The organism is Flavobacterium agri (genome assembly GCF_013401995.1).
GTDB lineage: Bacteria > Bacteroidota > Bacteroidia > Flavobacteriales > Flavobacteriaceae > Flavobacterium > Flavobacterium agri.
Genome location: NZ_JACBJI010000008.1, coordinates 26676 through 40371, shown reverse-complemented (window position 1 = coordinate 40371; position 13696 = coordinate 26676). Strand labels below are relative to the sequence as shown.

14 protein-coding genes are annotated in these 13696 nt (G+C 47.0%); 4 read left to right on the top strand and 10 right to left on the bottom strand.

Annotated features, from left to right (window positions below; genetic code table 11):
* Positions 1–52: 52 nt before the first annotated feature.
* On the top strand, positions 53–1819 hold the full coding sequence (locus HZF10_RS15825; RefSeq protein WP_176007208.1) for an ABC transporter ATP-binding protein: 1767 nt from the start codon (positions 53–55) through the stop codon (positions 1817–1819).
* 71 nt (positions 1820–1890) lie between these two features.
* The gene (locus HZF10_RS15820) at positions 1891–2265 is read left to right on the top strand and encodes a PUR family DNA/RNA-binding protein (protein ID WP_176007207.1); all 375 of its coding nucleotides are present in this window, start codon (positions 1891–1893) and stop codon (positions 2263–2265) included.
* A gap of 60 nt (positions 2266–2325) precedes the next feature.
* Here HZF10_RS15820 and HZF10_RS15815 read toward each other — a convergent pair whose 3' ends face one another.
* A complete protein-coding gene (locus HZF10_RS15815) occupies positions 2326–2661 on the bottom strand; it encodes a tRNA-binding protein (protein WP_176007206.1) in 336 nt (111 codons plus the stop codon).
* Positions 2662–2852: 191 nt separating this feature from the next.
* On the opposite strand from HZF10_RS15815, the gene HZF10_RS15810 reads away from it, so the two are divergent.
* Both HZF10_RS15810 and HZF10_RS15805 read left to right on the top strand, forming a co-directional pair.
* Positions 2853–4268: a glycogen synthase gene (locus HZF10_RS15810; protein WP_176007205.1), complete on the top strand. Its 1416-nt coding sequence runs from the start codon at positions 2853–2855 to the stop codon at positions 4266–4268.
* A 3-nt stretch (positions 4269–4271) separates the two neighbouring features.
* Positions 4272–5549: a glucose-1-phosphate adenylyltransferase gene (locus HZF10_RS15805; protein ID WP_176007204.1), complete on the top strand. Its 1278-nt coding sequence runs from the start codon at positions 4272–4274 to the stop codon at positions 5547–5549.
* A 39-nt stretch (positions 5550–5588) separates the two neighbouring features.
* Here HZF10_RS15805 and HZF10_RS15800 read toward each other — a convergent pair whose 3' ends face one another.
* The 9 genes from HZF10_RS15800 to HZF10_RS15760 all read right to left on the bottom strand — a co-directional run bounded on the left by HZF10_RS15800 (position 5589) and on the right by HZF10_RS15760 (position 13664).
* Positions 5589–5915, bottom strand: a complete 327-nt coding sequence (locus tag HZF10_RS15800) for a c-type cytochrome (RefSeq protein ID WP_176007203.1) — start codon at positions 5913–5915, stop codon at positions 5589–5591.
* An 88-nt stretch (positions 5916–6003) separates the two neighbouring features.
* Complete coding sequence (locus HZF10_RS15795) at positions 6004–6936, bottom strand: peptidylprolyl isomerase (protein WP_176007202.1); 933 nt, start codon at positions 6934–6936, stop codon at positions 6004–6006.
* Between the two features lie 72 nt (positions 6937–7008).
* A complete protein-coding gene (locus HZF10_RS15790; RefSeq protein ID WP_317171647.1) occupies positions 7009–7416 on the bottom strand; it encodes a DUF1569 domain-containing protein in 408 nt (135 codons plus the stop codon).
* Positions 7417–7525: 109 nt separating this feature from the next.
* Positions 7526–8083 (bottom strand): dihydrofolate reductase family protein, encoded by a 558-nt coding sequence (locus HZF10_RS15785; protein ID WP_176007201.1) that lies wholly within the window; start codon positions 8081–8083, stop codon positions 7526–7528.
* Positions 8084–8183: 100 nt separating this feature from the next.
* Entirely contained in the window at positions 8184–8732 is a 549-nt protein-coding gene (locus HZF10_RS15780) for a hypothetical protein (protein WP_176007200.1), read from the bottom strand.
* A gap of 84 nt (positions 8733–8816) precedes the next feature.
* A complete protein-coding gene (locus HZF10_RS15775; protein WP_176007199.1) occupies positions 8817–9785 on the bottom strand; it encodes a hypothetical protein in 969 nt (322 codons plus the stop codon).
* A 94-nt stretch (positions 9786–9879) separates the two neighbouring features.
* Complete coding sequence (locus HZF10_RS15770; protein ID WP_176007198.1) at positions 9880–12594, bottom strand: T9SS type B sorting domain-containing protein; 2715 nt, start codon at positions 12592–12594, stop codon at positions 9880–9882.
* A gap of 274 nt (positions 12595–12868) precedes the next feature.
* Entirely contained in the window at positions 12869–13291 is a 423-nt protein-coding gene (locus tag HZF10_RS15765; protein WP_176007197.1) for a DUF1801 domain-containing protein, read from the bottom strand.
* Positions 13292–13307: 16 nt separating this feature from the next.
* A complete protein-coding gene (locus HZF10_RS15760; RefSeq protein ID WP_176007196.1) occupies positions 13308–13664 on the bottom strand; it encodes a lipocalin family protein in 357 nt (118 codons plus the stop codon).
* Between the last annotated feature and the right edge of the window lie 32 nt (positions 13665–13696).

Genomic DNA, 13696 nt, shown 5'->3' with positions numbered 1-13696 from the left:
TTCGCATTTTAACACCTTTGAATGTTAATCGGCTCGTTTCCGATTTGGAATCATGAAAGAATTACAGTATTTAAATAAATATTTCGTAAAATATAAATACCACTTTTTGTCGGGTATTGTCATTACGATCGTCTCACAAATCTTCTCTTCTTTTGCTCCGCGACTGGTCAGCGACTCGTTTGCGGTGGTACAGAAACATTTCGAGGCTGGAAACGTCGACAAAATCTGGGTAGAATCGCGACTGTGGCGCAACATCATGCTGATTTTGGTCACGACGCTCATTTCGGGTTTCCTGCTTTTCATCACGCGTCAAACGTTGATCGTGATGTCGCGTCATATCGAATTCGACCTCAAGAACGAGGTTTTCAGGCAGTACGAACGGCTTTCCCAAAGCTTTTACAAGCGCAACCGCACAGGCGATCTGATGAACCGCATCAGCGAAGACGTCGGAAAGACGCGCATGTATGTCGGGCCGGCGGTGATGTATTCGATCCAGACGCTTATCCGATTCATCGTCGTAATCGCGTTTATGGCAGGCAAATCGGTAGAATTGACGATTTATACGCTGTTGCCGCTGCCGTTGTTGTCATATGCGATTTTCAAATTGAGCACGCAAATCAACAAGCGCAGCACGACGTTCCAGCAATATTTGTCGAAAGTGTCGAGTTTTACGCAAGAGGTTTTCTCGGGAGTTCGTGTAATCAAAGCCTATTCGCTAGAGAAGCAACAACAGGATCGCATGGTCGAACTCTCGCTTGAAAGCAAAGCAAAAAGCATGAGTTTGGCAAAGGTCCAATCGTTGTTCGGGCCTTTGATGATCGCATTGATCGGCGCGAGTAACCTCGTCGTGATTTATTTTGGTGGGATGATGTACATCAACAACGATCCGGACATCCCTAATATCGGTGTCATCGCAGAATTTATCCTGTATGTGAACATGCTTACATGGCCCGTCGCTTCATTGGGCTGGGTTTCGTCCATGGTTCAGGAAGCCGAAGCATCTCAGAAACGCATCAACGAATTCCTCAAAATCGAACCCGATATCAAGAACCACAATCCGGAGTATTCCGAAATTTCGGGCAGCATCGAATTCAAAAACGTCACATTCACCTATGACGATACCGGAATCACGGCCTTGAAGAAAATGTCTTTCAAAGTCGATAAAGGAGAAACGCTCGCGATCCTGGGTAAAACCGGTTCGGGGAAATCGACGGTTTTGTCGCTGGTTTCGCGATTGTACGACGTCTCGTCGGGCGAAGTGCTCGTAGACGGTACACCAATAGAAAAACTCAACCTGAACGATCTTCGCGACAATGTCGGCACTGTTCCGCAAGACGCTTTCCTGTTTTCGGATTCCATCAAGAACAACATAAGATTCGGAAAAGAAGACGCGACAGAAGAAGAAGTCATCGCATCGGCCAAACTCGCTGCCGTTCACGACAATATCGCTGCTTTCAACTTGCAATACGAAACGATTCTGGGCGAACGCGGCATCACTTTGTCGGGCGGACAGAAGCAAAGGGTTTCGATCGCGCGCGCGGCCATACGCGATCCGAAGGTATTGCTGCTCGACGATTGTCTTTCGGCCGTCGATACAGAAACCGAGGAAACCATCTTGGGTAACTTGCTCGATTTCTGTAAGGATAAGACGACCATCATCGTGAGCCATCGCGTTTCTTCGGCCAAAAATGCCGACCGCATCCTGATTTTGGACGGCGGAACGATCATTCAGCAAGGTACTCACAATCAATTGCTAAACGAAGAAGGTTATTATCGTGAGTTGTATCTGAAGCAGCTTTCGGAAAAAGAATTGACGTAAATTTTGGTGGTTTTGCCTTTTTTCTGCATTTTTGAAAGGAAAAAAACTATAACAACTAGAATTCTTACGTTATGAGAGAAAATGATATGATGGAGAAGGAAGAAATTTTTTCGAAGGTGCTGCGCGCCGGTAGAAGGACTTACTTCTTCGACGTGAGGGCAACCCGCGCCGACGATTACTATATCACGATTACCGAAAGCAAGAAATTCACCGAAGAAGACGGCTCTTTCCACTTCAAAAAACACAAGATCTATTTGTATAAAGAAGATTTTACCGCCTTCAACGAAATCCTCAACGACATGACCTCTTACGTTCTCAACCAAAAAGGTGAGGAAGTGATTTCGGAGCGTCACCAAAGGGATTTCAAACGTGAGTACAACATCGAAAGGATTGAGGAATCCGCAAAAGCCGCGAGCTTTACCGATGTAGATTTCGATGATATCTGATCAACCGACCAAACCAAAAAACTAAAAATCCGGATTCGTTCCGGATTTTTTTGCTTTAAATTATCCGATCCGCAATCCGTTTTCGACTTTGAAATCGGGCGAAAGCAACACGATGTCATTCGCTTCGCCCACCGAACCCAAAACCAGGCATTCGCTCATGAATTTCCCGATCTGCTTCTTTGGAAAATTCACGACAGCCACGATCTGTTTTCCGACCAAATCTTCTTTGGCGTAGCGTTGCGTAATCTGGGCCGATGATTTCCGGATGCCGATTGTGCTGCCGAAATCTATCGTGAGTTGATAGGCGGGTTTTCGCGCTTCGGGGAAATCGTTGGCTTCCAAAATCGTCCCGACGCGCATTTCGACGCGTTCGAATTCGTTCCAGGTCAAATCCATAGGCTTATTTTTTTGCGGATATTCGTTTTAAGAGGTGTTTTTTCGCGTCCTAAACTACGATTTATGAAGGACACGTACAATTTTCTCAGGATTCGAAATTAATCGGATTCTTAACAAATGCTTATCCGAATCGGTACGTTTTCTTGTGTCGTTTTGCGTAAATTAGTAAGGTTATCCTTGATTTTTGTCACATGGAAATTTATCACGTGAGCGCCGAGTGTTTTCCGGCTGCAAAAGTGGGCGGACTCGCCGATGTAGTGGGTGCTTTGCCCAAATATATCAACCGTTTGAGGCATTCGGCCAAGGTCGTCATTCCGGGATATGACACAAAATTTTCGCGTGAGCAGCAGTTTGAGGATGTTTTTTCGGGAGAAGTCAAGCTCGGCGTTTTCCATCTTCATTATACCGTGGTAAAAGAGAAAACCGATTTGTTGGGATTCGAATTGTACCAGATCAAAATCCCGCAGCTGTTCGACCGACCTGAGATCTATGGCTTCGAAGACGATACCGAACGCTTTACCGCTTTCCAGATCGCGTTTCTCGATTGGATTACCGAAACCGGCCAACGACCCGATATCGTGCATTGCCATGACCACCACACCGGATTGATCCCGTTCATGATGCAGCATTGCTTCAAATACGGGCAATTGAACCGCATACCAACCGTGCTCACGATCCACAATGCGCAATACCAAGGCTGGTTTTCGTTCGACAAGATGCATTATTTGCCTGAATTCGCGCCCGTGAACGCCGGTTATCTCGAATGGAACGGCGCGATCAATCCGTTGGCGTGCGCGATAAAATGCGTGTGGAAATTGACTACGGTTTCCCCGACTTATCTCGAAGAAATGATGCACCATGCAAACGGACTCGAAAACCTGTTGCGATACGAGCGCATCAAATCGGTCGGGATTCTGAACGGCATCGATACCGAAGTGTGGAACTCGAAAACCGATGCGATGCTGGTGGCCAATTACGACGTCAAAACTATGAAATCAGGTAAATCCAAAAACAAAAAGGTGCTTTGCGAGCAGTTCGCTTTAGATGAGGACTTGCCGATTTTCGCGTTCATCGGACGATTGGTCTACGAAAAAGGAGCGGAGTTGCTTCCCGAAATAGCAAGAAGAATACTCACTGAATATAAAGGCAGGGCGAACGTTTTGATACTCGGTTCGGGCGATCCGTCGGTAGAAGATCATTTGCGCGCCATTTCGCATTTCCATCGCGAGCATTACAATTGTTATATCGGCTACAACGAGCAGCTCGCGCATTTGGTGTACGGCGGTTCCGACTTTCTGCTGATGCCGTCACGCGTCGAACCATGCGGACTCAACCAAATGTATTCGTTGCGATACGGAACGGTTCCGATCGTGCGGCGAACCGGTGGATTGCGCGATACCGTGATCGATATGGGCGACGGCGGTTTCGGCATTTGCCACGACCAAACGAGCGCGGACGACGTGTTGTGGTCGGTCGGTCGCGCGCTCGAACTTTTCGCCGACCAGAAGAAATTCGACGCGATCCGTAAAACGGGCATGCAGATCGACCATTCTTGGGATTCGGTCGCACAACACTACATCGAACAATATCTGAACTTAAAAAGATAAGACATGCAAAACAGCAAGACATTGGCCATCATATTGGGCGGAGGACAGGGTTCAAGACTTTCCCCGTTGACCCAAAGCCGTTCAAAACCTGCGGTCCCGATTGCGGGAAAATACCGTTTGGTCGATATTCCGATCTCGAATTGCATCAACAGCGACATCAAGCGCATTTTTGTCTTGACGCAGTTCAATTCGGCATCACTCAACAAACACATCAAGAACACGTATCATTTCAGTACGTTCTCGACGTCTTTCGTTGACATACTCGCCGCCGAACAGACGCCCGAAAACGCGACCTGGTTTCAAGGCACGGCCGACGCGGTGCGCCAATGCATGCAGTATTTCCTCAATCACGATTTCAAATATGCGCTGATTTTGTCGGGCGACCAGTTGTACCAGATGGATTTCAATGATATGATCACGAGACATGAGGAAAGCGGAGCCGAAATCTCGATTGCGACGCTTCCGGTAAATGCGAAGGACGCGCCCGGTTTCGGGATTTTAAAAACCGACACGGACGATTGGATCACGGCGTTTACCGAAAAACCAAAACCCGATGTCTTGCCCGATTGGACGTCGCCCGTAAGCGAAGAAATGCAGTCGCAAGGCAAGCATTATCTGGCGTCTATGGGGATTTATGTGTTCAACCGCGAGCTTCTGGTAAAACTGATGTCCGACCCGACGACAACCGATTTCGGAAAAGAAATCATGCCGCAATCGGTCGGGAAACACAAAATACGCAGTTACCAATACGAAGGTTATTGGACCGATATCGGGAACATCGATTCGTTTTTTGAAGCGAACCTCGAGCTCACCGACGAGATTCCGCAATTCAACCTTTTCGACAACGACAACCGGATATTTACCAGGGCGCGCGTGCTTCCGCCATCGAAAATCATCGGCACGTCCACGATCAGCAAATCGTTGATTGCCGAAGGTTGTATATTGAACCATTGCACGGTCAACCATTCCGTGATAGGGATCAGGACGCGTATCGGACGCGATTCCGAAGTGCACAATTCCTACCTCATGGGAAGCGATTTCTATCAGAACCTCAAGGAAATCTACACTAACCTCGAACATCGCGTGATCAATATCGGGATAGGGGAAAGGTGTTACCTGAACAATACGATCATCGACAAGAATTGCCGCATCGGGAACGATGTAAAACTCAACGGCGGCAAACACCTTCCGGATTCGGACCATGAATTGTATACGGTAAAAGACGGTATCATCGTCGTGAAAAAGAACGCGACGCTGCCCGACGGGTTCGTTGTCGAATAAGGCGATAAAACAAAAGGCATCCTCGATCGGATGCCTTTTTTATTGGGAAAGGTTGGCAAAAACGTAATCGTGTACCAACACCATATCTTCATCGCTTATGTGTGCTTTCTTTTGCATGCGCTTGAGTATAGGTTCCCATTGCTCTGCGGTGTGGTCCGAAGGTTTGAAAAGCGGGTGGCATTTGCCGCAACGTCCGTCGTAAAGATCTTTTCCTTTCATGACGTTTTCAGACATAGGGGCAGGCGCTTCGGCCACGGTAGTTACGGGCGGTTCAGTTGTTTTGGGAGTGGTCGGCTGTACGACGGTTTTAGGCGAACAGCTAAAAAGCAAGGCAGCAGAAGCGGCCAGCAAAATTCTGGATCTCATGTTATTTTGGTTTTGGACGAAAATACACAGAAATAAAAAAAGAGTGTCCGTAAAGACACCCTTTTTACAATTTTTTACAATCGAGAGATTATTTCACGTCCATAAGCTCGACGTCGAAAATAAGCACGGCGTTCGGCGGAATGACACCACCGGCGCCTCTTTCGCCGTATCCGAGATAAGGAGGAATCACGAAACGCGCCTTGTCACCCACTTGCAGCAATGCGATGCCTTCGTCCCAACCTTCGATCACATGGCCCATTCCGAGCGGGAATTCGATTGGTTTTTTGCGAGGATAAGACGAATCGAACGTTCGTCCGTTATCCAATTGGCCAGTATAGTGAACCGAAACGGTCTTGCCTTTCTGGGCTTGTTTGCCGCTTCCTTTCTGGATGATTTTGTAGCGAAGTCCGCTTTCTGTCTTGTCGAATCCGGCGGCCAGTTTCTCGAGTTGGGCTTCGGCTCCCGCTTTTTCGTTGGCTTCCCTTTGCGCACGTGAACCTTCAAAAACGCGGAAAGCTTCTACGGCATTCCATTTTTGGGCTTCTTCGCCTACGCGGATGATTTCTACCGTATCCATCGTATCGCCTTGTTTGATGGCGTCAACTACGTCTTGTCCTTCGACGACCTTTCCGAAAACGGTATGCTTGTCGTCGAGCCAAGGCGTGGCGACATGGGTGATGAAGAATTGGGAACCGTTGCTTCCCGGTCCGGCATTGGCCATAGAAAGTACGCCCGGCGTATCGTGGCGAAGATCCTGGTGGAATTCGTCGTCGAATTGGTAACCCGGACCGCCGCTTCCCGTTCCGTTTGGATCGCCACCCTGGATCATGAAATCGTTGATGACGCGGTGGAACGTGAGTCCGTCGTAATACGGTTTGCCTTGTTGGCGCGCCTTGTTTTCGAGATTACCTTCGGCAAGAGCCACGAAGTTCCCTACGGTTCCAGGAGTAAGATCATGCGTAAGTTTAACCAAAATCGCACCTTTAGGCGTGTTGAATTTGGCGTATATTCCGTTTTCCATGTTTACATTTTTTAAATTGAGATGCAAAGGTAGGCATTGGACAGCTTTCGGCAATGGCAAACCCCAATTAGCTTATGCGCCGAATTGCCTTAGGTGATGATCGGCGTGTTTGTAAGCGAAATGACCGATTTGTTCTTTGGTCATCGATCCGAAAAACGGATGCACGAAATCGTAATTGTCGAAACGGGCATACTCGTCTATGCGCTTGAGCCATTCCAGTTTCTGTTGTTCGATGTCGCCTGTGTCTCCGACGGTTTCGAGCAACGGGCTCGTCGGTGAATTTTTACCGAACGGTTTTTCATCCTTCAGCACCTTGTTCAGGATCATACGTCCGATGATTTTTCCGATAAAAACCCTTTTGATCTTCACGTGTCCGAGCATCATGTCTTCGCACAACGTGCAATGTTTTACCATTTGGAACACGTCCATTTTTCCCCATCGGGCATTATTTTCGGCTGTGAGCGAATGGATTCTGTCGATTATCTCTTTGTGGATTCTGTTTCAAAAATAGATTTCATAAAAGGCGAACATTGGTTTGGTTGTCGGATTTTAAAAAGTGCGTTGAAGCGCGTGAAGATACAAAGTTCGGTCATTCGCGCAACTTAGGTTCGTAACACAGCAATATCGCTCCCGAACTGAATGTTTTGGTGCGCAATAATTTCAGTTCGATCCTATCGTCTATATGCGCAAATAAAGCAAGACCGCTTCCCGCAACGACAGGATGCACCATGAGTTGGAATTCGTCTACAAGACCGAGCCGTATCATGGTTATTATCAGGCTCGGACTGCCGACGAGCATGTCTTTGCCCGTTTGGCGTTTGAGTTCGAGGATTTCGTCTTTGATCACTTGGTTTTTCAATATCGAATTGTTCCAGTCGACGTGTTGCAAAGTGCGCGAGAAAACGATTTTTTCGATGTTGTCGATGATGAGCGCGAATTCGTCCATCGGCGCATTTCCGCTCGGATTTTTTACGACGGACGGCCAATAACTTTCCATGAGCTGATAGGTTATGCGCCCGTACAAAAGCGTGCCCGAATTGCGCAACAGTCCGTTGTAATGTTCGTGTATTTCATCGTCGGGATTTATGGCCGTGTGGTCGCAAAATCCGTCGAGCGTCATGTTGATTCCAGCGATCAGTTTTCTCATGATTCGGATGATTTTTATTTGGAAACCAATGTTCTAAGTTAAGGAATTGGGGGCGTTTGGAAATTGTACTATCCAGTTTTTGAACAGAAAGCCTGCCTTTTTATCGGAAATGGATCCTATAAGAAGCTTTCCTTTTCTGGTTCGCGCATTCGTAATCGTGCGCAAAAAATGAAGTCTTGTCGTGGTAGTTAACGATCGAATCAATATTGAAAGTCGACGGGATACAATCCTCGTTCACTATTTCAAAACCATCCTTAGTTTCGGAAATGACCGCGAAATGTGCTCTCACGCAATTTCCGTTGGCAAAAGGCTCGCAGTGATAGTAATCGATCAGATATTGGTTTTTGCCGTTGAGCTTATTTCCATAAAGTTTCAAAAAGGCAATTGCTTTTTTACCTAGGTTTTCGGGAGATTCCGCGTCGAAAGTCGCTATGTCGAGTTCCGCTTCGATCAATTCTCCTTTATTTCGGAAATGCTTGTAAAGGACATTTTTGGCTACAGCAGTATCGATCGCGTGACCGAATCCCGTTGCGGTTTTCTCTAAATCGATAATCGTATCCTTGGCGGTTTTCGATAGCGGATGCGGATTATGAGCGACTTTATCCGCACAGGAGCAAACCAATAAAAGCAGTAAAAGATATTTGGCCATCGCAGATCGGATGTAAGTTTCAATCCCGACGAAAATAAGAAAAACGGTTATCGGATGCACCAAACCGCTTAATTCGATAGCTGTTTATTTTTCCTGCATCTGTTTGTAGAAAAACGTGATGACTTCAAGATTCACGTCGGCCGTGGTCCAATGCCCGACATTTTCAAAAGTCTTGAAAATAGGAGTGATGCCGTTTTCGAGATAGATTTTCTGGCAGGCCAAATATCTTGGTTGGACCTGTTTTCCGATGTTGTCATTGATTATGGCGCGTTCTTTTTCGCTATAGGCGTCATCGTATTGTACGGCGTCGTTGTCGTCGAGTTTTCCCATGTAAATCAATTGCGGGATGGTTTTGTACGCAGCCAGGTCGAAATTTTTACCGAATAATTTCCGGAAATCGTTCGTGCCTATCGGATAATCGAGCTTGACTCCGTTGATTTCTTTGTTCGGAAGCATGAGCTCACCGTTGAATCCGCCAATTGCGAGCGCTTTTATCTTGTCCGGATGCACGAACGAAAAACGGTTCGTAAACGTGGCCGAAGCCGAGAAACCGTTCATGAAAATTTTAGATTCGACCGCAATGTCCATTGCGATGAGTATGCGTTTGGCATCGTCGATCATGTGCAACAATTGCAGGTCGAGCCGTTTCAATTCGGGCGATTTCTGCAGCATTACATCGCGATCCAAAGCATGTGTGTACATCAGCGAATCGGATTCGGGTCTCGGAAAAATCGGTACGAGCAACGGTATCCTGAGTTCGGTAGAAACATTATTCCCGACCGAACTTACCGAAGCCAAATCTATCGCGTATTTTTTATGTAATTCGATGTCGTCCGAAACCTTGCCCGTGTTGTTGGGTTCGACCAACAGCACTGATTTTTTGTGCAGCGGCGTTTTTTTCGGAACGAACAAAATATACTCGTAGTAAAACCCTTTTTTCGGATTTTTCGCGACAATGATCAAACTGTCCTTTTCAAGAAAATCCTTGGTTTGGTTTTGGGCCGAAGTAGCGAAACAGGCCAGTGTCAGCACGAAGAAAAATATCGAACGCATTTTTAAAGTCTTTCCACACTGACGTTTAGGTCGACGATTTGTTACAAGAAAATTTCAAAGAACAATCGAACAACCAAGCCAAAGAAAGAGGAATTTATTGCGTCCGATTCACGTATATCCAGCCCGTTTTGGTTTTCAAATCCGCAAAATCGATCACATAATAGTAAGTGCCGTCGGGCAATTCATCGCCTTTGTCGCTTTGTCCGTACCATTCGTTTTGGTAATTGGATTTGGAGTAGACATTCGTGCCGTATCGGTTAAAAATTTTCAGTTCAGAAACATTGAACGCTTCCAAATCGAAGTAATCGTTCAATCCGTCGTGGTTGGCCGAAATTCCTTTTTGGATGGCACAAATTGTAGAAACGACGTCAATCGGTTCCTGTCTGCTGCAACCATTTTGCGTGACGACCAATTCATACGTTCCGGCAGTAGAAATCACGACGGAAGATTCCGTTCCTATTTGAGTACCCGTCGGATCAAACCAGGCGTAAGATGAATTCGCGGAATTGTTTTGAACCGCAGTCAACGTGTAATTGATTCCGTTGCAACCTTGGGTGATCGTAAAATCGGGAGAATCGTTTACCGTTATGGTTAATGTGGCGGTCGAGGCGCATTGTCCCGCAGTTGGTGTAAACGTGTAGGTTGTGGTTTCGGTATTGTCGAGCGCCGGCGACCACGTTCCCGTAAATCCTTCATTCGATGTCGTCGGCAAAGCGTTCAAAGGCGCACCAGAACAAATTGGGGCGATCGCGGTAAAAGTCGAAGCGGTCGTTTGGTTTACGGTTATCGTCAGTGTGGCGACGGATGCGCATTGTCCTGAAGTCGGAGTAAACGTATAAGTCGTAGTCGCTGTATTGTCTAAAGCAGGCGACCATATTCCCGAAATCCCGTTGTTCGAAGTCGTCGGCAACGGATTCAAAGGCGCGCCCGAACAAATGTCCGCAACTGCTGTAAATGTCGGGACCGACGGTTGGTTTACGGTAATGATGAGGGTTGTAGGAGAGGCGCATTGTCCTGTCGTCGGAGTGAACGTATACGTAGTTGTCGTCGTATTGTTTAAAGCGGGCGACCAAGTCCCCGAAATCCCGTTGTTCGAAGTGGTCGGCAACGCGTTCAAAGCCTCACCCGAACAAATTGCGGCAACGGCATTGAACGTAGGGATCGTTCCCGGCGTAACGTTTACCGTAACCGTTTTTTGGTATAGACAGGTAACCGATTCGTTGAAGGTAATGTCATCCAATGCAAAATCGTTTCCGCCGCTCGCGAAATTTCGGTCGTAAATCACAAAATTGGCCGTGGTGTTCGCGCCCGAATTCCAATTGTAGGAAACCTGCGTCCACAAACAAGTAGCGCCGGGCGCATTTACGGGAAGTCCTTGGGAAACGCCGTTGATCGTTACTTCGAGCCTCGCCGGATTTTCGGGAGATACCGAAGCGACATAATACGAAAACGTGTAATTGGTGTTCGGCAAAACGGCTACCGGATTTTGATTGCTCCACACGATCACATTTCCGGTCGGGTCGGTCGCGCCATCGAAAACCATCAGATTTCCAGTACCGGTCGTATGGTCGCCGCATGACGAAAAAGCCGTGAACCATGCATTCGGATTGGTGACGATACCGTACGCGGACTGTACGCCGAACGGATTCGGATCGGCAACATAAGTGTATTCGGTCGTAAATAAGGCATCGCCTTGAGTAAAATCGCCATTCTCGATGAGGTTCGTAGGATCTGAAATTGAGCCCGAAGTCACGGTGTAAGTCGTTGTTACCGTCGGACTAAGGGTTTGGCTTGCCGCATTCGGGTTGGTAAGCGATGCATCCGGCGGATTTGCGGTCCAAGTGTACGAATTCGTGCCGCCTGTCGCTGTCAATGTGGCCGATTGGCCGCTGCAGATCGTCGTATCGGCACTGAGTTGCAAATCGTTTGGCGCTTCGAGCACGATTCCCGATTGCGTATAGACGCTGCCGGCCGCATCCGAAACCGTAACGGAATACGTTCCTTCGCCTAAGCCCGTAAAGATTCCGTTGTTGTTGGTCTGGTTGGCAGATCCGCTCAACACATAAGAAGAATACGGAAGCGTGCCGCCAGTCAAGGAAACCGTGATCGAACCGTCGTTTCCGCTTGGGCAGGTTGGATTTACCGACGCGTAATCGCCTTCGAAAGGAAGTCCGCCTTCGGTAATCGAAAAGTCATCTATCGCAAAATCATTTCCGATCGCTTGGCTATTGTTTGTTTTAAGGCGTACCATCGCATTGTTGGCCGTGGCGACGAACGAATATTGGATGTTGACCCAACCTTCGGAGGGCAACGGCGCCAAAAAGTTTTGGTTGGCCGGGTTTATATTGTTCGCGTTGACGAAGAAAATCCCGATGTTGGCTCTCGTCGCATCGTCTGAAGTGACCTCGTTCGAAACCGATTTGATCCAGAAACTGAACACATAAGTGGTCCCGGCCGTGAATCCGCCGATGGCGCCTCCTGTATTTCCCGTGGTCCAGAAGAAACGGTTGGCGAGCGTAGAGCCGTCAAAAACCAACATGTTTCCTGTTCCCGTAGTGTGATCTCCGCCTGCGTTGTACGTGGAATTCATCAACGCCGGATTAGTTGTCCTTGCGTAAAATCCGGGATTGCTTGTTCCCGTTACCGGATTTATCTGCGTGTAGTCGTGCACCATGAACCCGACGCCGCTTCCGCCACTTTCAAAATCGCCGTTGGTCAAAATCTGGGCGTTCGAATTCGCATGGGCGAGCAGCAATACTAAAAATGACAAATGTATTGTTCCTAAAAAGCGACGTAATTCTATTTTCATAAGTCATCGGGTTAATGTCATAAAAATACTACTTGCTTTTTTACAGCGATTTAACCCGATGGATATAAAAACCATACACGTTGCGTTTCCAATCTACAAACGTGCAGTTGCGGATTGCTTGAGTTGTGAAGCGATCAGATTGTGTATTGGTGGTTTTTGGACTTTGATGTAGTAATGTTGCGTTAATTCAAACGTTTTCGTTGAAGTTTTGAACGTAGATTTTGTAAACTTCGGTTGTTTTCGGTCAAAATCGGCAATTTGATTCGAATGAAAATTATTGTCCTTGTCCAATCCCATATCGTATTGCAGCTTCGAGCGTATCGATATCGATGTCTTTGAGTGTTTTGAATTTGATGCAATATCCACTGACGCTGGCCTTTCCGAGTTTTGCGCCATAAGTTTCGGCGAGGTATTTCTTGTCTTCGATGCCCATGATGTAAACCGAAATTCCGGTCGTGTTGGCGCTTAAACCGATTTGGTAGAATTCCCTGGTCTTTCCGCCGGCGTATTTCATGGTTTGCGATCCGTATCCGATATTGGGATTGGAAACGGTTTTGTTTTCGGCGTTCTTGCCATCCAAAAACCTTAATTTAGAAGGTACGATTTTTTGGATCATGTCGTGCAACGCCTGCATTTCACTGCGTTTTGGTTCAGGTTGGCTCGCGATGTAATCGGCTATTTGTAGATCTAAGTTCATTGGATTCGGTACTTGTTCAGTATCGGATATTGCGTATTACCGTATGGGTTTTCGGATCTTCCAAGTCCAATTCCTCATCGTTCAATTTTACGACTTTGTAGGTCACCGATAATTTTTTTCCCGTGGTGATCGTAAGCATGTTGTTGTGCTTGTCGAAAGTGTACTTGCTCGTGATTTTCGTGACCCGTTTTCCGTTTGAAAATATTTCAATCAAGCTTGTCCCGTTTTCGTAGAACGTCATTTTATCGGATGTATTCTGTCCTGTAAAATTTGCGACATCTTTTAATTTCCAGCTTCCCAATAAAGGATCGGCGTTTTCTTTTTTGCACGAGCTGATTATTACAAACAGTACTATCAAAATTCGGGTTTTCATCTTTTGGTCGATTAAATTGGAATCGAATTTGG